This window comes from Bradyrhizobium sp. Mp27 (assembly GCF_029953005.1).
GTDB classification, from domain to species: domain Bacteria; phylum Pseudomonadota; class Alphaproteobacteria; order Rhizobiales; family Xanthobacteraceae; genus Bradyrhizobium; species Bradyrhizobium barranii.
In genome coordinates, this window is sequence record NZ_JASAUS010000131.1 from 1 (window position 1) to 21807 (window position 21807).

The following is a 21807-nucleotide window of genomic DNA, read 5'->3' on the forward strand; positions in this document are numbered from 1 at the left end:
CTATGACAACGCCATGATGGAGGTCAGCGCCGGTCGCGCGCGCCGGCTCTATGGCGAGCGCATGCCGGTCCCGGTCTCGATGTGGCAACCCTGGCTCGCATGGACGGGGCAGGGCGGAGGCGCCAGGGCCACCTTCTTTGCCAACCCCGTCGCGGAGTCCGCTCGCCACCGCGTGGCGCCCTTGATCTGTTACGAGCAACTGCTCGTCTGGCCCGTGCTGCAGTCGATGCTCCAGTCGCCCGACGTGCTTGTCGCTGTTGGCAACGACTGGTGGACCGCCGGTACCAACGTCCTCGCGATTCAAAGAGCCAGTACCGAAGCCTGGGCGCGCCTGTTCGGACTGCCGGTCGTGCTCTCGTTCAACACTTGAAGGGGGATATCATCATGATCGATGCTGCCACCATTCACCAATGCGCCGATCCTGCTCTGAAGCCCGCGATCGTCGAGAAATTCATCCGTGCGGTCGGGGCACCCGATCCGCTTGCCGTCACTGTCCAGACCGGAAACCGCGTCGTTCTCGTGACGCCGCCCAAGACCGCGGATGACGCCATGGAGCTGGTCCGCCGTTACGTCGGCCAGGCCATGGTCCGCGTTGGGGTGACCCAATATCCGGCCGGGCTCGGCGTCACCGACGTCGCCGAGCTCAAGCCCGATCTCGTCGAGGCCTGCGCCAATATCAGGATGGGCACCGCGCTGTTCGGCAAGGTTTATCGCATCGTCACGAAATGGTATGGCGCGCCGGTCGACGAGGCATTCGGCGATGCGATCGACGCCTGGAAGACCGGCTATTTCGAAGAAAAATGTGTGTTCGACGAGCCCGATCCCGGCAGCCTGCCAGCCCGCAAGGGGGCGTCGGACGCTGGCGACAAACCCGCGGATGGTGACGCAGCGAGGCCTGCGAGCAGTCCGGGCAATGGGACCCCGCAGGAAAAGGAGCCGGACAATCCGAACAAGGCTGGCATCAGGATCGATCTGACCGGCATTGGCGTCGGCAAGCCGAAATAGCCCTTTGCGGACTACCTGGGCCCCAGCTGGAAAGCCAGGGTCTATTGGATAGGCGGCAGCGCTACGCTGTCGGCCGTAAGCTCCTTGATGTTGATGTGCAAGGGCCCGCGATCCGGCTGATTCTGCGGAGCGTGAGGTCGCCGCTCTGACGGGCTATCGCATACTCGGTCGTGCGCGGGGAGGCTCGGCGACGCACGGTCGCCTCCAGGCGGTCATTCTCTTTCCTCGAGCAGTAGGTGCCGGACGCCACCAATCATTAGCGCACCCTTCATATCGCAAGCTCTTGGCCGCTCAGACCCTACCAACTTGGGTGAAGCCGCCCCATTCTCCACGGCTGGCGTCGAATCTCTCTTCAATCTATAAGGAACTAGGGCAGTACGCGCTGCCTCGGGGCTTAGAAACCCCTCGATTAGCGGTTGGTGCCGGCCGTGACGGCACCGGGATCCTCTGACCTATTGGCCGGGGGCCTGCGACGTATGTCCAGGCGCCTCGGTGCTAAAGGTCACAGGGACCGTCTAATCGCGGTTTTCTAACCCCCGGCTTGGGATCAAGGGGATTATCGTCGGCGGGGGCGCACCGCGGACCTAGTCTGCGTGAGAATTGTGGCATCGAACAATGATGATGGATCACCCGACCCCGGGCTCAACTGCGAGCTTGAGCACATCTTCGGGGGAATGGGACAACCTGAGCTTGAGCGCCTAACCATCGACGCCATTCGCGAATACCGTGCGAGCGTCGCGCTCGCCGAGACGGCCCGATTGCAGCGGCTAGCCGCAGAGGCTGGCATTGCCTCTTGTCCCGACCGTCGGGCAGAGCTCCAACGAACCCATGAACATGCGGAGACTGAGCATCGGGCCCGCCAGCTTGTCCTCAACAGCCTGATCGATCGCCTTGGCTACGTTCCCAAAATTCCCGCCGGATAATCGTCATGGCAACCGAGCTCTAGGCCCGGCGTCGCCGTTGATCGAAGAGCAGGGTCGTCCGGTAACGTATCACCGTGGCCTAGATCAACTTTTTCTCCATGGCGATACGGACGGCTTGCTGGAGATTGCTGGCGCCGAGTTTGTCGCGCGCATTGTCCAGATAGCATTGGACCGTTCGTGGCCTGATCCCAAGCAAGTCCGCGATCACATTCATTGACTTGCCGTGTGACGACCAGCTGAGCGAGGTCGCTTCCTGCGTCGACAACGTCACGTTCCCTGTCTTGAAGGACGACCCAGATGCCAGGCTGAGGCGAACGTGAATATAGGCGAGCGCCAATGCCGCCTGCGTCGGATCCCATGGCGGGACCTCGACCCGCTGCCGATCTGATGCGAGCGTGATCATCGCGGTCCGGCCATAGCTTGTCCTGATCGGAACGGAAACGCCGGAGCGGATGCCGAAGTCAGTTGCTTCGGAACAGAATTGCTTGATCTCGCGCGAGCTCCTGCGCACCTCGCGTTCCTCCGCTGACCAGGCGAACATCCGCATGCTGCGCTTGGCGGTCGTTACGACAGGGTCGATGATGGTGTAATGCTTTGCAAAATAGAGGCTCAGCCACTCCGCAGGATAATCGCTGAAAACAACCGCGTCATCGCCGTGAACATGAATGTAGGCATAGCGCTCAAAGCCGGATGAGACAGTAAACTTCTTGATCGCGTTGCGAATGGAGCGCTCATCGCGTGCCAGATCGACAGCGTCGATCAACCCCTGTAACTGCCCATCCAAATTAAATTCCTCCTCGTCTTCAACGTCCAAGCAAAGCGATCGAGCCTTGCTCGTCGGAGGAGCATCGCGATTCTGTCATTATTTTGATTGATCAGCTTTTTGGGTCGGTTCGACGGAATTCAAGCTCTTCCCGACTTCCCGGCTGGTCTTCCCTGCGCCCGCCTCGGGTTCCCAATGAAGGTCCACGAAGCGATGCGAGATCTCATCCGCGCCCGCGTGGCGGCATTGAGACCCTGCGGTTCCACCGCCAACAGGTGAGCGCCTTCATGCTCAAGAGTGGACGTACTAATCCCCGCAAGAAGGGCTGGACGATGCCTTATCTGCGCTGGTTTCAGGAAGTTCGATGATCCTGCACGTCAGGAGATGGTCGAAGCAATTTGTATCTCCAGGGAGGACCCCATCCTGCCCAAGCGGAGCGATGTCGGTGTGATGGTTAGCCGTATGCGTTGGTGTTTTTGGGAGGTGCGCGGGGCTATCGGGGTTCGAATCCCTCCTCTCCGCCATTCAATCGAAGACGTCGGGAAACCCCAGCAAAATGGGGCTATTTGCGTAGACCCGGTGAAACCCTGTGTAGCACCCAGCATACACCCCTCGTGCGTCCGTCACCCAGCGAATCCTTGCAGATTTTCCTGCCTCCAAATCCTTGATCGACTTTTCTGTTTTGAAGACAGCGCGCCGATTCAATGCGCCGCGGGTTACGAACTACCAATGAAGATCTCCCTCGGCCTGGCCGATATCCTTCGCGCCGAAAAACCGCGACGGCGTCGCGGGGAGGCAGCAGAGCCCAAGCTGCGGCTGACAGCTTTCCAAGCCGAGGATTCGTTTCCTTCGTCCGTCCACTTGAGGCGTGCGTTGCGGTTTTGAGGGCTCTCAAGGCTGAAACAGGGGTTCGATTCCCCTAGGGAGCGCCACTTCGGTACACATCTGCGAACACCGCCGGATGCCACGACGCGGCCTGCAACCGCCTGTTCCAGCGTCGCTTTATCTCCGACAATGCGGATGACGTGGTCGTCGACCTCAATCTGGTCAACAACACTCCGGATATAGGCCTTACGGAAGGGGATGTCGCCGGAGGTGATATTCTCGCGCATGGCTCGTCCGAAACGCTCGATGGCTTCTGAACCAAAATCGGTGGCGCCGGCCGTCTGGGACTTGATCCGTTCGAGTGCGGTTTTAGCCCGATCACGGTCGAGCTTGAGGCTCGCGATCCGCTGCTTGAGGACATCATCGAGATCCGTGATGCCTTCCTCGACCATTTTGTAGAGGCGCTTTAGCCTCTCGTCCGCCTCGGTGACCTCCGTCTGAAGGGTGGAGACGCGCCGATCGATCTCGATCGCCTTTTCGGCTCTCCTGGCCGAAACCGAGGCCAGTATTGCCGTCAACCGCTCGGGATGAAAAAGGCGCTCCACCAAGTGGGTTGTCACCAGATCGTCCAGCTTCTTCATCGGGATCGAACGCCCCTTGCTGGCCATCTTGCCTTGGCGGACGCAGGTTGAGCAGGTGTAATATTTGTGCACGGTCCCGGATTTTGATGTTCCCGTCCGCAAGGTCATTGCCCCGCCACAGGATGCGCAGACCGTCAAGCCGGTCAGGAGAATTGGACCGGTTATGGTGCGAGGGGCCGCGACGCGCGGATCTCTGCTCTTTAGCGAAGCTGCAACCGCATCGAATTCATTCCTGGGGATGATAGGGGGGACGTCGACAACGATATGTTCGTTGCCGGGCTTCTCGCGCCCGGTCTTGGCGCAACGCTTATTGAAGACCCATTCGCCGATATAGACCGTATTGGTCAGGATCTTATGCACGGCGGCTACGCCGAACAAACCGCCCGTGCGGGTGCGGTATCCATGTTTGTTCAGCCAGGTGGCCGTTGACTTGACGCCCATCGGCCCGGATTTGCCGTCGCCGAGCCGATAGAGCTTGAAAATCGTCTTGACCGCTTCGGCCTCGACAGCGTCAACGCACAGTCGCTTCTTGATGCGCGCACCTCGCTTCTCGACTTCCTCCACCGCATAGCCAAGGGGAATGGGAGAGCCGTTATAAAACCCCTGGCGTGCATTCTCTTTCATTGCACGTAGAACGTGTTTTGAATTCTCCCGTGACTGATACTCGTCGAACAAGGCGATGATCTGTCGCATCATCACTTGCGCCGGATCATCTCCCAGCTCTTGCGTGATCGAGACGAGCCGCACGCCGTGCTTGGCAAGCCGGCGAACATACATTTCGAGGCCGAAAGCATCGCGGAAAAATCGACTAAAACTGTGCACGACGATGACGTCGAAGGGATGATCGTCGTCGCAAGCACGTTCGATCATGCGCTGAAACTCGGTGCGGTCTTCCTCCATTCCCGAGGCGCCCGCGTCGACATATTCGGAGGCCGATTTCCAGCTGTGTGCCTTGCAGTAATTTAGAAAACTTTTCCGCTGGTCCGGGATGGACAGGTCCGATTCTGCTTGTCTCCCCGTGGATACCCGAAGATAGGCGCAAGCGCGCAGGTTCGTGGCGTCGGGACTTTCGTTTTTTGCACGATCGGATTGATCTAACTCGACGCTCATGATTCGGACTCTATTTTTATTAGCTCAAGACGGACAACATCCTGGCACGCTCAACTATGCCGGTTCCGCGAATCGCCGTCAAACTGCTATTTTTTGTGGTTTTTTGATCCCGCTCTCAGCAGAATTGGACAACGAGGCAATCGAGGCGGGCGTGGCGGCGGATGCAGATCGCGCCGTACGTCCCGACAAATCCAAAAATTGCGCGAGAAGTGGCATCGTGCGCATCGCACTCGTAGGGGCGCTTCGTACTCAATTCGAATTCTGACGCCGAGTGGAGAGGGCGAACCTCGAACGTGACGCGACCGTCCTTGAACGCGCTACTGATCCTTCCGAATTGCTGGAAGTCACCAAGATGGATTTCCACATATGCCTTATAATCGAGCGCGCGTTTCAGCACGGCGATCGCGGCAAGCAGGCTACGATGGGCGCAGGTGGCCGCAAGCGGCGCGACCGTTTCAATCGCGTCACCCACGAAGCGCTTCAGCAGTACCTCGCTGGAGGCGAGTATGTTCTGAGCGTTTTCAGCGTTCGCAATGGTCATCATTTTCTTCCCCTTTTGGAGTTGTGAGTGCTTTGCTGTGAGGGTCGTTAAACGGTCTGCAGTTAGCTAACGGTCGCTAGTGGTGCCTCCGAGAATTTCATCGAGTAACACCCCGAGGAACGTCTCCAGCACGTCGATTTCGGCGTGCGTCACCGGAATGATGTCAGGCCAGGTGTCGACGACTGCGCACGGGTCTGTGGGAATTGCTGTCGGTTCAAGGCAACTCGCATCACTCGGTTGTGCTGGAGCGGAGCCGGCATAGGCCGAGGGATCGGTGCGTTGGTGAGAAAGGCGCTCAGTCAAGGGACGCCTCCCTCGACTTGCTCCGCTTTAGCTGGGTCTCAGGTTCTTGTGCTGGAGACGTAAAGCCGGCCTCCCGGACCGCTACATCGAGCTCGATCGCGTCAAGGGTGGTCTCTCGAACATGGGCCAGGGAAAGTCGCTTCGCGAGCCAGGCGAGTCGTTCGTCGGAAGCCGGTGCGGTGACTTTGCTCTGCTGGTCCAGCGGAAGCTCGGCCGCGATGCTCTTATCGATCGTCGTGACGTCGATAACGAAATTGGTCGACTTGCGGGCGCGACTGGCCGCGACATAGATCTGGTGGCGATCGAATGCGGGATCGACGAGTGCGATCGCGTCATCAACCGTCACTCCCTGGGCTTGATAAATGGTCGATGCATATGCCCAGCCAAGGCGCGCCCGTCCCTTGTGATCAGCAATATCGTCAGGGCTGAACGTGATGCGACGCCCCGAAACCACGGCTTCGATCCGGATGGCCTGCTTCTCGTCCGAGGTAGCTGTCAGGGTCTGCTGGACGCTGAGGACGGTACCAATTGTCCCATTGATGACGCCGAGGGCGTCATTTCGCGTTCGGAAGCAAATGCGATCGCCCTTTGCCAAGGCGAGCTTGGTTGTTTGCCCCGAGGGCGTCACCGAAGCGAAGACAACATCCGGACCCACGATCCGGCCTTCCGAACGCAAAATGTCGCGGACTGCCAGGGAGATCGCGTTGACGTCGGCGTTCGTACGGGCCAAGAGCAACGGCTCGCTGGTCGGGCTCGCCGCGCGCTTTTCGCGCCAGCGCTCGACCATCGCTTCGATCGCCGCCGAGTAGCCGTCGGCCTCAATAAGATGGCCGCGCAGAGCGTATTCCGTAAGCGCGTCTTCGGCGCGGCCGTTGCCGAAGGCATGAATGGCGTCGCGCTGCCACTGATCGTGCTGACGCACAATCGTCTCCACGCGCGCGGTCTCGATCGCGCGTTGAACCAGGCTGAGCCCGGGGCTACCGATGGCTTGGAGTTGCTTCGGATCGCCTACGCAGATGAGCTTCCCGCCCGCTCGTTCGACGGTCGCAAGCAGCAACGCCATATCGCGCGAATTGACGAGTCCTGCCTCGTCAAGGACGAGCACGTCGCCGGGCCGCAAAAAGTCGCCATCATGACGCGCTTTTTCGAGCCACGAGGCGAGCGCCCGCCCAGGAATCGAAAAATCGCTCTGAAGGGCTGTGGCCGTCTTCCACGCCGTCGCGGTACCCAATACGCGTCGCCGACCGGATTCCTTGTACAGAGAAACGACGGGGCCGATAGTCGTTGTCTTACCCGAGCCTGGCGCGCCAGCGACCACGCAGATCGCGGAAGCCCCGGTCATCGCGAGTGCCGCCTCAATTTGCTCGTCACTGAGGCCGGCCTGCTTGCACCGAACACGAACGCTGTCCGCGTCCAGCGCAAAGTTACCACGCGCGGCCAGGCGAGCCGCGCATGCCACCACCTCACGCTCCAACAGCAGCATTTCCGGCGTCGAGTAACGCGGCCGGTCGAGTTGGTCCCGCCCGATCTCCACGAAGGCCTGCGTGTCGAGCAGCCGCTGGATCTCGACATCGATCCGCGTTGTCGGCAAACCGGTCCCGACAAAGGCTGAGGCGACGGCGCGCAGCAGGTCCTTACGTTCGATGACCGATTGGTTTTCAGTCAACGACCGCGGCAACTCGGCGAGGCGTTCAGCGAGCAGGCGTTCCGAGGCCTCGTGGTCGAGGATGCGATCGGGGTGTCGCAGATTTTCGACGTAGTGTTCGACGTCAATGCCCCTTGCCCTCGCGGCTTCCGCCCAGATTTCCTCCCGGCGTCGCGAGGCCATTTCATCTTTCGCGCCGCGCGTTGCCTTCGCGATCGCTCCCGCTAGCGCGGGCGCATCCTTGCTGGCGAGGCCATGCTTCTTGAGCTCGTTCCTGATTTCCTGCCTGCGCCCAGAAAAATAATCGATGTGCGCCTGATCAACACCCTTGACCTCGAACGTACCGTTGGGGCCGATGCGATCGATCTCGAATCCAAGCGCTTGAATTTCATAAGCCCACGCGGCGTGCACTTGAGCGCCGAGAGTCATTTTAAGCTCGCGCTGAGCGACCGAGTGCAACGCACCCACGGTACCGTCGGCTCGCGTTGCCAAGTTCAAGGCAACGCAGTGCAGGTGCCAGTTTGGGTCCTCAAAGAATTTGCCATCGTCATGAACGCTGGGGCGGCTTTCGCCGTGGCGATACATGGCCGCAGAGAGGGGCACACGTTCGACGCGAATCCCATTGCGACCGCGGCGGGCGTAAGTTCCCTCGCGTTCGAGCAAATCAAGCGATGTTTTCGCCGCGCGAGCAAATGCTTGGTCGAGCTGTGCGCGCAAATCGGGGGCCGCCAGCGCCCAGATGAGCGCCAGTGAGCGCGGGACGGAAAATGTGATGTCATAGGCCGGGACACGAGCCCCGCCCCGGCCGCGCGTGCGCGAGAGAAGCGGCGACCCATTTACCGCCAACCCGGCATACAGTCGCTGAAACACCACGGGATCGACTTGTGCGCCGTCGACCAGGCCCAAGTCGCCAGCCGGCGCGTACCACACGCCCGGCGGCTCCCGACCGCCTTCGTAGTATGAGCCACGCCGATCCCCCTCGGCTTCCCGAGGGTAGTAGCTGGCGTCGGCAGCGATGCTCCAGGTTGCGACCACGAATTGGACCTCGATTCAGGTCCGCACAATTCGCTATCCGCCCGCTGACTGACGGGACGCTTATCCTAAGATAACGAGCCGCTCAGAAAAAAAGTCGAGACCGTCGCCCACCGGACGCCAATCAGGTCGGTATACACGTTCGTAAACTTGCAAATCTCCTCGCGGGGCGCTTGCCGGCAGCAGCTATTCCTGCACAGTGACCAAGCTGGTCGCCTCGTGACGCAGAGCCGCGTCAATAGTCCTCTTCTACGAGTGTGAGGAGGCTCATCGCTTTCTCGATCATCGTTGGCTTCTTGCTTCGGCTTGGAGTGAGCAGCCAGGCATTCATCGGCAACCGTCAGCAATCACCGCCAAGGCGTTCGCCCGCTACGGCGCTATTTGAAGGCGCGCGTGCGACAGCCTTCGCTTCCAGCGTTGTTGGATCACCATTGAGAATGCAAGATTTCTCACCGAGCCAATCAGATCTGCGCTGATTCTCAGTGATGTTGTGCACAGACAATGGGGTCAAACGACTTTGCGATCGCGACATAACGTTACATCAAGTTTGACGCGAGCGAAACAAACCGGCGTCTGTTCGCTCGCTTCAATCAGCCTGCTAAGGCTTTGTTGTAGTCTGGTTGTCAGAGCTTGTTCGCCCATCCGACGGGCCATTGCAGAATCGGCACATGCTCGAAGCCTGTGATGGCCGCGCGTATGAAGGGTTTTCCAGTCGCGGAATAGAACTTGCCAAGCGTGCCGGTCAGCTCGCTCTCGGAAAGCACAGGAATCTCCTTTGTCGGCCAGTCCTTGGAGGGATCCCCGCCTGTCAGAGTGGGGTTCCAGGTGACCGTCCGCGACCCAAACCAATCCCGGGCGATCTCTCCACGGGAAGGTCCGGGCGCTACGCGCGATATGATCTGAAGACCAAAGTTACCTAGCAAGGAATTGGTCGCGTCGGCGCTGAGTGTCCGCCGTAGCTGCGCGGGGACTTGCAGCGCGGCAACGATCCGGACGCCGCGAGAGCGGCCAAGAGCCACGAGGCGCTCGATTGTCGTGTCATCGCAGAACCGCGGGAGTTCGTCGAGACCGAGCCAGATCGCGCCGTCATGGTTGTCCTGGACTTCGCTGCCAAGAAGCGTCGCCTGGACGCAACGCAGACACAATTTCAGAAACGCGGCTGATTGGCTCTCGCGATCGAACTCAAGTCGGAGAAAGATCACCCGGCGCTGGCTCTTGCCCGCAGCCCAACCGCGCAGCGACACCTTCGGTCCTCGCGCCTGTTCCCGCGCTGCCAACGACCATGCGAACGACCCGACATTGGCCACGACAGTGACGAGAATTGACATGACGGTTGCCGTGGGGTCGCCGTCCTTGGTCTGCAACAAGTGAACCACGTCCGGCATGGAGCCGCGAATGAGGCGCTCTTGTTCCGCGAATGGCTTAGCCAGCGCGTCCTTCAGATCCCGCCATCCCCACTTTGGCCCGAGTTGGCGCTGGAGAGCGACAATCAGGCCGACCAAGTACAACCGTGCGCCATCACTCCAGATCGGGTCCTTGGAGTCCGGGATCAGAACCGCGGCGAGTTCGATGGCATCTTGACGATTACGAATGTCTCGACCGATCGCCCAAATGAAGCCGTCTTCACCTCCTAACCCCAGCTCTCCCGCGCCCGGAACGTCAAAGCGACGCCTTGCATCGCCCTTGACGTCAACGATCAGGCAACGATCGCCACGCCGGATCGCCTGCCGCAGCAGCCCCTCGACGATCGTACTCTTGCCTGCGCCAGTCGTACCAAGGACGGCCACGTGTTCGGGTTCGACATCGCGCGGCATGCGTACGCCTGGCGCGAGATATATGCCGCGGCCCGCGGCCATGCGCCTGTCGCGCCATGTCTCCTCGATATGAGAAATGCCGTAACCACCATAGCGCGGTTCAGCGCCGATCGACGTTTGAACATTGCGGGTTGGTGGCAATCCCCTGTGAACCGCCTGGTAGATGATCTTGTAGCTCTTTGCGCATGCAATCAGGCTGGCGGCCAGCAGAATCGATGTTGACGTCAACGCGCCGACCGCCATCAAGGAGGCGACTGGCCGCGCCGTGACATGATGCAGGAACTCAGCCATCGATCCAATCGAGCCGATGACGGGAGCACTTGCCCAGATGTCGTGCCACATCGAACTGAAGAATCCGATATCGACGCGCACGGGGGCGTCCATGCTTCCATCCCAGCCGACGGGAGGAATGAGCCAGTGCAGACAGGTCCACAGACCAATAGCGACGGCGATTGCAACGGTCCATGCGGGCACGATGGCGGGAAACGTGTCGGGCTTGCTTTCGAGCGGATGAGTCCTTGTCATGGGAGAGTTCTTCCTTGTTACGGGTGGGAATTGGGAATGACGACGAGTGAGCCGGGCGGCAGCGCTAAGCGGAAATCGAGGTGCGGATTCGCGGCAACCACGACGTCGGGCGTGAGGCCGGTCAGCGCAACGACACGGTCGATCGTCAACTGACCGGACGAGGCGCGATAAACGCGGTCACGCTCGACGAAGTCGAGCCGCGCACATACCGGCCAGCGCGCGACAACCTCGGTCCTGCGGCCGCCGATCGTTTCGAGCAGCGGATGGCTCAGGTGCTCGGTGATCACCCCGATCACGCCGCAGAGAGCGGTAACCGCCAGGCACTTCAAGAGCGGGTGCGCGAAGTGCCATGAGCGCTTGACGTTCTCCAAGCCAGACCGCGTCTGTTTGACCTTCGCCGGGGCGGGCGTCGAGGCCACGTCGCGGATGTTCTTGCTCAGCGCCGCGAACAGCAACAGTCCTTGAGGACCGAGCCGGGCAAAAACCTCAGGATTGATGCGGCGGAGTTGATCAGGCGTCAGGCTTGCGAGCTTGCGGGCGAGCCGACGCTTAGCGCGGTTGCCGTTGCGCGCCGCCGTCGTCAAGCGCAGAAGCGCTTCCGTGATGGTCAGATGATCAGTCATGATCACCCCCGTGCTTAGTGCCGGGCTGGACGATGCTCGCGAGTGCCTGCCAAGCGCCATGCAGCCATTCGGCGACGTCTCCGTGACGGGCGATCGCGAGACCACGGGTCTCGCGTGCCCACATGATCAGCTTCTTCTCGTCGGCGAGGTTCGTCTCCGGATCGAGCAAAGCCACCTCCGAAAACCGCAAGCCCTGGTCCTCATAGGGCTCCCAAGTCCCGGCCGCCATGGCCGGGATGGTGATGGTCGCGTATTTGCCGAGCAGCGGTTCGATATCGCGGGTCCAGCTCTTCTGGGCCTCGCTGATCTCCGGGAAGCGGAACGTGCCGCTCTTTTCGTTGAGGGCGACCACGATGCGGGCATCGGGCAGCGCCTCCAGAACCGCATTGATGAGACGCGGGACGTCCGTCATCATCACGGCGTCCGCCGTCGTCACGATGAATGCGGTGAACGACATCCCCGAACGCTTGAACAGCGCGCCGATGCGCGCTCGGGCCGCGTGCTCCAGGACCGCGCCGGGATACTCGCCCGAGCCGATGTCGAGGAGCAGGATGCCGCCCTGTTCGGCGACGCGCTCGATCTCGCCGTCCAAGGGCGCGAAGGCACGCGTGCGGGCGTAGCTATCGAGGCGTCCGTCACGGTCGGTCGGCAACTGGACCTGGGCGAACCGTCCCGGATAGCGGCTCGGCAAACGGTCGCTGCGATCGACCGAAACGCCACGCCACGGACCGCCGGTCGCATCGAGAAGATCCGCGGCGCAGCGGATAAGCGTGGATTTCCCGACCGCGGATTTGAGGCCGAAGCTCGCGTAGATCGCGGCCGGAAGCGGTCCGCTACTGGACTTTTTGGACATTGCCTTTCTCCGTGGCGCGACATGCGCCTCGCGAAGAAAAGCGGAGATCAGACCTCCCTGTTGGGACGCCTATCCTAAGTTACGCTCGTTATCATCGACCTCGGGAAGAATAACCCCCCAAAACTTCCGCCCGGCCTCCGGATCACCAGCCCAAGCCGACAACCTATTCCAGGCGAGCAGGGTATCCGCATGTGGGGCAAGGGAACGAATGAGATCGCTGTAAAGGGCGAGATGACGATCTTGATCGAGGTTTGCGACCGGGAAGACCATTCCAGCTAGCTCACGTTCGCCGCGCCAATGGTGGCGAGCGGAAGGGGCGAGAAGGCCACACCATTTGAAAGCATTCTCACGAAGATGGTCGGCCCCGAAGCCCAGGAACATACGTCGAGCAGCCAAGCGGTTATCGATCTTGTCGATCACAGGTCCAATGATGCAATTCGCTGCAGCGATGATTTCCTCATCATCCGCGCGCTCGAAGATCGTCTCACAAATTCCAGCAATCGTATGTCGAGCCACAGAGTATGCGACATACTCTCTGCGAAGCGACAGAATCAACTGCAGTATGTCATTGACCTGGGTCGTATAGTGTTGGGCATCGCCCAAGAAATGCTTTGGCGCGCGGACCTCACTATATTTTTCTGAAGCGAATTCTGGGTTTCGATTAAGCTTCTCCTGGATGAGGTCGACCAGATTCTGCGCCAGATCGCCCAGCAATTGACGCTGCGATTGATCGCCATCGGCACGCCGCTCACCTAGGGTACTCGTCCGCGGCCGTCCCTTTGAGTACGGCCAGACCATGTCGAGCATCGCGCTAATGAGATAAAATCCTGGTTCGCAGCGGGCCCATCGCTCGATGGTCATCCCGCTTTTTTGATCGAAGCTGGATCGCATAAATTGGACGGCGTACTTTGCTTCCGTCGTTCCGGCAGCCATGCGCTGCATGTCGCGGGGCGCGAGGGCTCGCTTCAAATCTCGCAAGGGTATGCGCCCCAGTCTCTGGTAGCGCTGTACAAGTCGCAAGAAGCTGTCCGGCCAGTCCGTTTCGAGCGGGATCAGCTCCAGATACAGACGGCCTCCTTCCTCGTCCCACCAGTTTGAATAGAGGTCGATTTGGGCCTTACGAATGATCTGATCGGTCGCGAGAATATCCCAGAAATAGAGCCGCCGCTTATCGAGACGGTAGCGTTTGGTGCCGCGGCCGGTGACGATCCGTGTCGTTTGATGTTTGGTTGCCGCAATAATGGTTTTGCCAAATGGAGGATGGCCGACCATTGCGGCTATGGCATAGCTCGAAATCCACTCCCGCGATCTTGGCTTTTTGCCACCCCGAAACCATGCGACCAGCTCGTCAAGCGCCCGTTCAACATCTTTAAGTCTCTGCGAGGGGACTTTTATGGCGAGATACTGGTTCGAATTGTTGTAGATCCTCGACGGGAGATTGTGGTGAGCGGATATGATCTGTGAAAGACACTCATTGACGAGCTGGCGGAGCCTGAATGCAACGTCCACGACATCACGGCAGCCGAGGTTCCTTATGAGCCTGACCCTCCCCTCATACGAATCGCGCAAGATAGCTTCATCGATCACGCGTCAAGCCTCGTCGGTATCGAGCGGACGGATTCGCCTCGGCCGCGATTGAGATAATTTCATCAAGACGAACTCATTGTCCGCCGGGGCGGGGCGCGGCGCGTGAACGGGCTTCCTTTCTGGGGAGCGCAGCCGCTCGCTCGGGACGACAGTGGGCGTCGAAGCGAGGAGTGTTCGATCTTCCGGCCTGGCCTGCTGCGTCCGACGTTTTGAGCGGGCGCGACTAAGTTGGGTGCGCAAGGTGGCGCTGTCATAGGGGGCGCCGGACGCCAACGTGAGGCCGGCCGCGGTTAACGCCCTCGCGAACGCAGGAATTTTCAGCTTGGTGCGACGTGCAAGATCCTCGAATTCGTCAAGGAAGTCGACGAGCACGGCATCAACCGGCGCTCGCTCGCCGGGCTCGATCAACACGGCCGCCACCACCTTCCTTGCCCATCTCTCGACCGACATCAGTCCCTCTCTCAGACCACCGAAAGGAGAATATTTCGTAACTTTCGTCAGGTTCCGGCGAAGGCCGTCGCCGATCGGAAGCTTGCGGGAAACGCTTGCCGAAATGCCGAAATCCCGAACATTGCTCGGCTTCAAACATAAGCATCCTGCCGGAGAAAGTAATAGGGCGGCCGTCTGGCCGCCCTAACGCGATCTGATTTGTCCGGCTAGCCGTGCGGCGAGGGAAAGAGTTTCCAGAGCTTCGGATTGACCTCCCAATCTTTCGAAGGGCGACCGGCCTGCGTCGCGCGCTCCTGCGGCCTCACAACGCCGCGCAGCCGCAGCTCCTCCATGCACCGGCCAACGTCCTCGGCATCGCGCACCGGAGATCCCAATCCCCGGCGCAGATCGTCGCGAGCGTTGACCACCGGCTTCCTCAGACGCGCCAGATAACGCGCCAAATGAACGGTGGGAGACTCGATCTCGCGCCGGTTGAATTCGGTGACCACCCGCTCGCCCATCACCAGGAAGTATCGGTTCATCAGTTCAACGCCCCGCTGCGCATCCTCGCCGGAGATGGCAGCGCCCGGCAACTCGTCGCCCGCCAGCGCACGTTCGCAGAGCGCGAGATTCAGTGCCAGGCGGAGTGCCTGCGCTCGCGCGCGCCCCAGGAGAGACTTCACGATCGTCGACGAGACGGCACGTCGCTCGTTCCAGCCCGCAGTGGCGGCGCGGAAGATCTCGCGCGCCTCCGACGACACGGCGATGAGCTGAGGGTAGGCACCGGGCAATCCACGAGGCTCGATGTCCGCCAGGCGCTTCAACGCAACGATCAGGTCGTCCATCGGACCATCCGATTCTGCCATCTCGTCGGTTCGGACGACGTCTGGAGCGCACCAAAGGAATCGCGGCGCCATTCCATCGTGCGCGGAGCCCAGCAGCAACGCAACCCGCTCCGGCTGGGTGGCTCCGAGGATCGTCAGCTGCAGCGCCTCGATGGTGATTTCGCCGTCGCGAGCATTTGCGACGACGTGCGGCTTGCCGTCGAATGCCTCCAGGAGCAGTCCGCGAGCCTTGATTGCCTCACTGCCCCCACTCAGATTCATAACCGTCAGCAGCTCGTCCGACACCACCACGCGGCCGTCAGGAGTGGCCGCCAGCGCATCGCGCACCCCGGCCACCGTGGCTTCCGACAGCAGCAGCTGGCGGCGGCGCGACGGGGTGACGGCGGCATCACGAACCGGCGAGAGCCCCTCGACCGCGAGTTTCTTGCGCGCATCGAGATTCCGGTGCTGTTCCACCTGCGTCAACATGTGATCGGCTGGCTGCACAGGCACAATCTTGTCGGTCGCGGCGGCCTGAACCGCGTTGAAGGATTCCCGCGCGATATCGATCGCTTCGGTCTTTCCGTCGCCGGGCTCCACGACCAGGCAGATGAACAGGTTGGCAGGCTCGGTCCGGCGCTCGGTAATGGAGATGCGAACGCGATTACCGACGGCGCCGGCCGTGACCGCGAGCGCGCTGGCCCCCACTAGATCCAGGTTCACCTGCCGCGCAGTCGCGATTCCCGATACCATGTCGCAGAAACGGTCGGGAAGCACAGCGAGCGGAAAGGCGGGGGCAGGAGAGCGGCTGTTCGCCAAAAAAGTCGGGTCGATGTCGACCCATCCCACCTCTGTCGCGGCGCGCGTTCCCGCGTGCTGTTCTGTCTCTGAAGTGATGGCGGCTTGGGTGGTATCGGGCTTATTCATCTCGATGGCTCCTGTTCACGCGCAAAAGCGCGAATGTCGACAAGAACCATGGCCGTCGGGCAGGTGGCGGTCCGCGAATCCTAAGATAACCACGCGTTGGTAATAATCTTCGCCGCTTCCGTGCCCACACGTTGCTGCTTCTGGTCACGCCAGAATGCCAAAATGCCAAAACCCTCTACGAGGCCCTGGCTGAGAACGAGACCGATAGGCGAAACAGACCATAACAAGCCGCAACGTTATGCTCGGTTGCCTTCGGTACTAGTTCAGTTGTGCTACACCTGTGCATCTGGGATGCGGATATCAGATTACCGGTTATAGACGCTACTCTCGATCGTCGCGCCGCCGACTTCGCTGCTGACTGCATTTCGGGTCGTCCAGGCGAAGGTCGTGTTGAGCGCCCTGCATAAGCGTGGCGAGACTCACGCAGGCGATGACAAGAGATGGCCCACGCCGGACGGCCGTCAAGTGAACGGAACCACCGAAAGCCAGCCGCCGCTCAGCTCCCAAAGAGCAGCGGCGCTCATGCGAATTGCATGGGAACTCACATCAAGCTGCGCTTGGAACGTTAAGCTAGATCGCATGTTCTCTTCAGACGAAGGACCGTTGTGGTCGCCAATCGTCCCGGAGTGTCAGATGAGCAAACGTAAACTGGCAACGGCGTCAAAGCACGCCCGCAGCCCGAAGATGGCCGCGCGGGCCCAACGGACCACGCGGGCTATTGTAAGGAGCCCGAAAGACAACCCTCTCCGCCCTGTCGCGGCAGGCTCAACTGAGCCGCCTCCTGAGCTTCACAACGACTCAACACAGGAAGCTATCCTTGTTGAGAATCCGGCGACTGCCTTACAAGATGACTTCACACAGATGATGAGGGATGACGATTCAAAGAAAGGATTCGAGTCCTCTTCAGCCACGGCGAACGTGCAGGCTTATCAAGCAAAGATTCTGGAAATGGCTCAAGCCAACATGCAATTTGCTTCTGAATTCGCCCAGAGGCTTCTGGCGATCAGATCGCCCTTTGAATTGTTCAGCGTCATTTCAGAATTCACGAGCAAGCGGATCGCCATGTTCGGCAAGTATTCGAGAGAAATGTCTGAAGTAATTACTAGGCGATGAAAGCGAAAGCTAAGGCCCCGGTGTGTTTTGGCCTCACGATGCAGGTCGAGCGCACGCTACAATGAGATAAGCGACATCCTGGTTGATTTTGGCTTAATTCCGGAAGCCCTCTAAAGCGATAGACGCACTTCTCCGCCGCGGGCGCCAGGATCACTTTGGCAGTCCCATCGCTCTCTTGCAGGCACAGATGGCAAAGCGCCGAGATGCCATGATCGCTCCTCAACCTCTGCTCCCCGGTCTGCATCCTGCGTTTGACAATATTCACAGCCAGGCTCTTGGAACCATTCTGGCGCGGGCCGATTGGCTCACTGACACAATCACTTTTGGAGAAATGTTATGAAGGCTCTCGCAATCACTCTGGCAGCCGCGGCAAGTACGCTTCTTGTGACCGCCGCTTCAGCTGCCCCGCTTTCCGCCAATGCATCAGTCGCACCGGAGAGCAACATTCAGAACGTTCGCATGGTCTGCAATGAAGACGGTCGCTGCTGGCGCGAACGTGGTGAACGCCGTGTTATCATCCGCGACGGGCGCGATGCTTACGGATATGCTCCTCGCGAGCGTTACATCGAGCGGCGCGGCTATGAAGACCGTGGCGGCATCGGCTTCAGCGCTCCCGGCGTGAGCGTTGGAATCGGGACGGACCGCTACTGAGAGACGACGAGATGCCCTTGTGAAAATGGCCGCGGTGTAGTCCGCGGCTTTTTCATTGGGACTCATCCTCAAATGGCATAGATCGAATGCTTCGATCGGCGTCTGGTGTGATCTATCCCGACTTTCCCAGGCGAGGAGCGTTCGTCCCTCGCAACCGTTCCGCAAACCAAAACGCCCCGATCGCGACAAACGCGAGAAGGAAAATTCCTCCACACGACAGGAATGTAACTGCAAAACTTGTGTCCATGACATTCTCCCAAGAGAGATGATTGGGTGCAGTCTCGATTCGACTCCGCCGCTATCCTGGTGTGCCGCGATTTTTCAAGTGGCCAGATCGAAGGGCCGACGTTTTCGCCGTTCGTCGAGCAGTTTCGCTGATCAGGCCGAGCTTGCGGAAGCAGGATCGGTTCAAAAATTTGCGGCGACCAGATCGTAAGAGCCTCTGCTGCCGCGGACGTACACCTTAGCAGCGGCGGCGCATATCAAGTCACGATTGAAATCGAACGCGTGCAGAAAACCCGACTCACCGTAACCGGTATCTGGTTGAATTCGCTTCAGGGCATCTTCGTTTATGAAAAACGATGCCTCAATAGCGCTGTCGTGTCCCCAAAATCGTACGGCACGCCGCGTGCGGTCATATGAACGGCTATGGTTCGGAAACTCGATCATGTTGTCGGGGCCGATCAGTTGTCGGAGCACGAGACCTCCGTGCCGGCTGCACGCGATTTGCGTCGCGGCATATTCGATGGCGTCCGATCCTGTCTCCGGCGCACTCGCGTGCAACCGGTCGATACGCTGACAAGATATGCGGTAGCCAAAACTTGGCGCGAAGCGAGGGACGTTGGAGCGATCCGGTTGCGCCAACTTCTAACTGGGTATGCTGGAAGCGGATTACAACCCCGCTCGATCCCGCCACAGCAAATAGTCGCGCCTGGCCTCGTTATTCTGCGGATCGGCACTACATCTTGGATATCACCGCGCGCCCCTCGGCTGTTATCGGTGACTGAGAGCAGCGTGCTCCCGCCGCGACCTAGAGGCGGTTACTATGTCAGATATCTCCAAATTCAGCGTTCGCGAGTGGTTAGTGCCTCCGGTACTGTTGCCGATCTTCTTTGTGCTGCTGATCGCTGCTGCGATGCTTATTCAGTGGTAGTTCCCCTCGTTGGGCCCGCGCCGTCAGCTCAAGCCAACCGCTCATTCCGGCCAGTCAAGCGAGTCAATCGTCGTTAGCTTGCAAGCTGAACATCCGGGCGGCAGACGCCCTGGATGGAGCCCGCAAGATGCCGCCGGGAGACGAGCGCGCGGAGGCAATGAAAAAGGCTACGATCCTGGAGAACGCCGCTGAAATGCTCGAGCATTTCAGCGGCAGGGTCGGCGTGCCTGCAAAAATGACGGTTGAGGGCTAGTTTCTTTCCCCCGCTCCACCGTTCACGCCCAAACTCGGGCATTTAGGAAAAGAGCTCCTGGGCATGGATCGTAGGAGCACCTAGATGCTTGTCCCAGATCGATCGCTCGTTTCAGTCAACACCCGTTTTCCCGTGGATGCCTATCCGATGGTACCCGATCTTTCACGCAGTCCGGCCGTCGTTCTCGTCGTAGAGGACGAGATGATGCTCCGCATGCGCGCGGTCGACATGGTGGAAGACGCCGGTTACACGCCGGTTGAAGCTCTGGATACCGACGAAGCCGTCGCAATCCTCGAATCCAGGTCCGACATCGCGCTCATATGCACCGACATTCAATTGCCCGGCAGCATGGACGGCCTGAGTCTTGCGCATACCGTGCATAAGCGTTGGCCGGCGATCAAGATCATCCTGGTGTCGGGACAATTGAACCCATCGAGCATTGATCTTCCCCCCTGCAGCAGATTTTTCGGCAAGCCACTCCATGCCTGGCAAGTCATAGCCCAGATGCGCAGCATGATTGGCCACGCCTGAATCTCGTGGCTCTTGGCGCGGGATGACGCCAGACCTTTCAATGCCAACGCCCGGCCGAAATCAAGTGCGGTACCCCGCCCAAGGTGATACAGTTGCAAATGCTTGAAGTCGATCTCCGCACAGACAAGCGTCCGGGCGGCGCAGAAGTCCACCAGGACTTTCTGGCGGCAGAGAATGTCAGCCTGCGGTTACTCCTGGCGCAGGCTGAGATCAATACGAGGAGCCTGCTTGCCAAGGCCGGTATAGATGCCAAAGAGCGCGAGGCATCCGACAAGCTGCAGAAGCTGATCCTCGAAGAACTGCACCACCGCATCAAGAACACGCTCGCGACCGTCGCCGCAATCGTCTCCCAGAGCCTGCGCAACCTGCAGGAGGGCGAGCACGCGCAACACGCCATCGAGGGCCGGCTTTTGGCACTCGGCCGGGCCCACGATCTCCTTCTGCAGGCAAAATGGTCCAGCGCCGATCTTGGCACGGTCGTCCGCAGCGCCATCGAAGCCTTCGACAATCCCGCCGAGTCGAAATTCTCGATCACGGGACCCGATATCCGGATGACGTCGGCTGCCGTCATCGCCGTCGCTCAATGAGCTCTGCACGAACACCACGAAGTTTGGCGCCCTGTCGGTCCCGGAGGGGCGCGTCGACCTCGTCTGGACGGTAGACCAACCGACACAACGCTTGCACCTCACCTGGACCGAAAAGAACGGTCCGGTTGTCCAGCCGCCCGCAAAGCGCAGCTTCGGAACACGGCTGATCGAGACGCTTGGCAAGCAGCTCCGGGGCAATGTGCAATTAGCCTATGCGTCGACGGGTTTCTCGTACACGTTCGAAGCACCGATAGCTTCTTTGAGCTCCCCGCCGGCATAGCCAGCGCGCATGTGGTCACGTGAGTGGATCAGTATTTCTCTTCGTCCCTTTTTGTTGGGCGCCTTCGAGGCGTGGAGCTCGCAACGACCAAAGCAAAACCGTCGTTGAAGGGGTCTCCCATTCGCGGGACCCACGCGGGATCCTGGGAGCCGGCGGATTGCCGATTATGCAGCGTGCTGCATCACTCAGAGCGGATCCACAGTCGCGGGGCCGGTAGCCAAGTCACAGCGGGCGGTCGCGAGTCACTCTGCGGGAATGCGTTACCATCGCCGACCCCAATTGCCGCCCCACCTACCTCCCCATCCGCTGCCACCTCGAAGCAGCCGCACGATGAGCAGCAGCAATATCGCTCCGATGGTGGCGTTGACGATCGCGCTGATCATCCCGCTACCGAGATGTATGCCTAGCTGAGGTAACAACCAGCTTCCGACAAAGGCGCCCAAAATCCCGACAATGAGGTCACCGATGATTCCAAAACCGGTCCTCTGGACGATTTGACCAGCCAACCAGCCCGCAACGAGACCGACAAACAGTATGACCAGCAAGCCTTCGCTCGACATGTTCATTGTGACACCTCGGCATTCTGGTTTGGACGCAGTATTGCAAGCTGATCCGCCTGGTGTCTGTGCAAATTTGATCATCTTGTTGGAATATCGGCTTTGGCGCTAGGTACGGCCTCACGCCATCGACCTCGTGGCAATTGGTCGAGCTCGCCTGTCGGGGTAACAGGCAGTCCATCACCCCTTTGGCCGCAGGTAGAGAGAGCTGGCCCCGGTTGTTTGGACAGCGCCCCGCTGGATTTAAGTGGATTCCTGCCGGGTTATGCTGAACGCGGGGCTTTACGGTTTTGTCGTTGCGTCGGGAGGGCG

General features: G+C 60.1%; 20 protein-coding genes and 2 pseudogenes. 9 read left to right on the forward strand and 13 right to left on the reverse strand.

What is annotated here, in order from left to right:
- From QJT78_RS39300 to QJT78_RS39310, 3 genes are all read left to right on the forward strand, one after another.
- Positions 1-370, forward strand: a 370-nt coding sequence (locus QJT78_RS39300) for a nitrilase-related carbon-nitrogen hydrolase (RefSeq protein ID WP_281460509.1), incomplete at its 5' end; no start/stop codon positions are given.
- Positions 371-384: 14 nt separating this feature from the next.
- The gene (locus QJT78_RS39305) at positions 385-1005 is read left to right on the forward strand and encodes a TraH family protein (protein ID WP_281460510.1); all 621 of its coding nucleotides are present in this window, start codon (positions 385-387) and stop codon (positions 1003-1005) included.
- Between the two features lie 602 nt (positions 1006-1607).
- Entirely contained in the window at positions 1608-1928 is a 321-nt protein-coding gene (locus QJT78_RS39310) for a transcriptional repressor TraM (RefSeq protein WP_281460511.1), read from the forward strand.
- A 79-nt stretch (positions 1929-2007) separates the two neighbouring features.
- On the opposite strand, the gene QJT78_RS39315 is transcribed toward QJT78_RS39310, so the two are convergent.
- Complete coding sequence (locus tag QJT78_RS39315) at positions 2008-2742, reverse strand: autoinducer binding domain-containing protein (RefSeq protein WP_281460512.1); 735 nt, start codon at positions 2740-2742, stop codon at positions 2008-2010.
- Positions 2743-2883: 141 nt separating this feature from the next.
- Here QJT78_RS39315 and QJT78_RS39320 point away from each other — a divergent pair.
- A pseudogene (locus QJT78_RS39320) lies at positions 2884-3105 on the forward strand (IS110 family transposase); the annotation flags it as partial.
- Between the two features lie 302 nt (positions 3106-3407).
- On the opposite strand, the gene QJT78_RS39325 reads toward QJT78_RS39320, so the two are convergent.
- The 10 genes from QJT78_RS39325 to QJT78_RS39370 form a co-directional block, all read right to left on the reverse strand.
- Positions 3408-5267: a recombinase family protein gene (locus QJT78_RS39325; protein WP_281460513.1), complete on the reverse strand. Its 1860-nt coding sequence runs from the start codon at positions 5265-5267 to the stop codon at positions 3408-3410.
- A gap of 115 nt (positions 5268-5382) precedes the next feature.
- A complete protein-coding gene (locus QJT78_RS39330) occupies positions 5383-5811 on the reverse strand; it encodes a hypothetical protein (RefSeq protein WP_281460514.1) in 429 nt (142 codons plus the stop codon).
- 63 nt (positions 5812-5874) lie between these two features.
- The gene (locus tag QJT78_RS39335) at positions 5875-6111 is read right to left on the reverse strand and encodes a hypothetical protein (protein WP_281460515.1); all 237 of its coding nucleotides are present in this window, start codon (positions 6109-6111) and stop codon (positions 5875-5877) included.
- On the reverse strand, positions 6104-8791 hold the full coding sequence (gene mobF / locus QJT78_RS39340) for a MobF family relaxase (RefSeq protein WP_281460516.1): 2688 nt from the start codon (positions 8789-8791) through the stop codon (positions 6104-6106). The genes QJT78_RS39335 and mobF overlap by 8 nt, the downstream gene beginning before the upstream one ends.
- 620 nt (positions 8792-9411) lie before the next feature.
- The gene (locus tag QJT78_RS39345; protein WP_281460517.1) at positions 9412-11127 is read right to left on the reverse strand and encodes a type IV secretion system DNA-binding domain-containing protein; all 1716 of its coding nucleotides are present in this window, start codon (positions 11125-11127) and stop codon (positions 9412-9414) included.
- A 17-nt stretch (positions 11128-11144) separates the two neighbouring features.
- Entirely contained in the window at positions 11145-11711 is a 567-nt protein-coding gene (locus QJT78_RS39350) for a hypothetical protein (protein WP_281460518.1), read from the reverse strand.
- A gap of 31 nt (positions 11712-11742) precedes the next feature.
- Positions 11743-12603 carry a hypothetical protein gene (locus QJT78_RS39355; RefSeq protein WP_281460519.1) on the reverse strand — a complete coding sequence of 287 codons (861 nt, stop codon included), beginning with the start codon at positions 12601-12603 and terminating at the stop codon, positions 11743-11745.
- A gap of 69 nt (positions 12604-12672) precedes the next feature.
- Positions 12673-14190, reverse strand: a complete 1518-nt coding sequence (locus QJT78_RS39360) for a hypothetical protein (protein ID WP_281460520.1) — start codon at positions 14188-14190, stop codon at positions 12673-12675.
- Between the two features lie 3 nt (positions 14191-14193).
- Complete coding sequence (locus QJT78_RS39365) at positions 14194-14775, reverse strand: hypothetical protein (protein WP_281460521.1); 582 nt, start codon at positions 14773-14775, stop codon at positions 14194-14196.
- Positions 14776-14846: 71 nt separating this feature from the next.
- Positions 14847-16370, reverse strand: coding sequence for a DUF3987 domain-containing protein (locus QJT78_RS39370; protein WP_281460522.1), 1524 nt, complete (start codon positions 16368-16370; stop codon positions 14847-14849).
- A gap of 633 nt (positions 16371-17003) precedes the next feature.
- Here QJT78_RS39370 and QJT78_RS39375 point away from each other — a divergent pair.
- Positions 17004-17483, forward strand: a complete 480-nt coding sequence (locus tag QJT78_RS39375) for a phasin family protein (protein ID WP_281460523.1) — start codon at positions 17004-17006, stop codon at positions 17481-17483.
- Between the two features lie 336 nt (positions 17484-17819).
- Positions 17820-18134, forward strand: a complete 315-nt coding sequence (locus QJT78_RS39380) for a hypothetical protein (protein ID WP_248888390.1) — start codon at positions 17820-17822, stop codon at positions 18132-18134.
- A gap of 408 nt (positions 18135-18542) precedes the next feature.
- Here the strand turns inward: QJT78_RS39380 and QJT78_RS39385 are convergent, their stop codons facing one another.
- Complete coding sequence (locus tag QJT78_RS39385) at positions 18543-18833, reverse strand: DUF1488 domain-containing protein (protein ID WP_248888389.1); 291 nt, start codon at positions 18831-18833, stop codon at positions 18543-18545.
- Between the two features lie 581 nt (positions 18834-19414).
- Here QJT78_RS39385 and QJT78_RS39390 point away from each other — a divergent pair.
- From QJT78_RS39390 to QJT78_RS39400, 3 genes and pseudogenes are all read left to right on the forward strand, one after another.
- Positions 19415-19540 carry a hypothetical protein gene (locus tag QJT78_RS39390; protein ID WP_281460524.1) on the forward strand — a complete coding sequence of 42 codons (126 nt, stop codon included), beginning with the start codon at positions 19415-19417 and terminating at the stop codon, positions 19538-19540.
- 147 nt (positions 19541-19687) lie between these two features.
- Entirely contained in the window at positions 19688-20071 is a 384-nt protein-coding gene (locus QJT78_RS39395) for a response regulator (RefSeq protein ID WP_248889593.1), read from the forward strand.
- 98 nt (positions 20072-20169) lie between these two features.
- Positions 20170-20938 (forward strand): annotated as a pseudogene (locus QJT78_RS39400) (sensor histidine kinase).
- A 260-nt stretch (positions 20939-21198) separates the two neighbouring features.
- Here the strand turns inward: QJT78_RS39400 and QJT78_RS39405 are convergent.
- Complete coding sequence (locus QJT78_RS39405) at positions 21199-21504, reverse strand: GlsB/YeaQ/YmgE family stress response membrane protein (RefSeq protein WP_281460525.1); 306 nt, start codon at positions 21502-21504, stop codon at positions 21199-21201.
- Positions 21505-21807 lie beyond the last annotated feature (303 nt).

What these genes read in the sequence shown, in the direction of transcription:
- QJT78_RS39375 (WP_281460523.1), top strand. Translation starts at nt 17,004, where the DNA reads ATGAGCAAACGTAAACTGGCAACGGCGTCAAAGCACGCCCGCAGCCCG.
- QJT78_RS39370 (WP_281460522.1), bottom strand. Translation starts at nt 16,370, where the DNA reads ATGAATAAGCCCGATACCACCCAAGCCGCCATCACTTCAGAGACAGAA.
- QJT78_RS39380 (WP_248888390.1), top strand. Translation starts at nt 17,820, where the DNA reads ATGAAGGCTCTCGCAATCACTCTGGCAGCCGCGGCAAGTACGCTTCTT.
- QJT78_RS39345 (WP_281460517.1), bottom strand. Translation starts at nt 11,127, where the DNA reads ATGACAAGGACTCATCCGCTCGAAAGCAAGCCCGACACGTTTCCCGCC.
- QJT78_RS39305 (WP_281460510.1), top strand. Translation starts at nt 385, where the DNA reads ATGATCGATGCTGCCACCATTCACCAATGCGCCGATCCTGCTCTGAAG.
- QJT78_RS39325 (WP_281460513.1), bottom strand. Translation starts at nt 5,267, where the DNA reads ATGAGCGTCGAGTTAGATCAATCCGATCGTGCAAAAAACGAAAGTCCC.
- QJT78_RS39405 (WP_281460525.1), bottom strand. Translation starts at nt 21,504, where the DNA reads ATGAACATGTCGAGCGAAGGCTTGCTGGTCATACTGTTTGTCGGTCTC.
- QJT78_RS39395 (WP_248889593.1), top strand. Translation starts at nt 19,688, where the DNA reads ATGGTACCCGATCTTTCACGCAGTCCGGCCGTCGTTCTCGTCGTAGAG.
- QJT78_RS39390 (WP_281460524.1), top strand. Translation starts at nt 19,415, where the DNA reads ATGCCGCCGGGAGACGAGCGCGCGGAGGCAATGAAAAAGGCTACGATC.
- QJT78_RS39355 (WP_281460519.1), bottom strand. Translation starts at nt 12,603, where the DNA reads ATGTCCAAAAAGTCCAGTAGCGGACCGCTTCCGGCCGCGATCTACGCG.
- QJT78_RS39330 (WP_281460514.1), bottom strand. Translation starts at nt 5,811, where the DNA reads ATGATGACCATTGCGAACGCTGAAAACGCTCAGAACATACTCGCCTCC.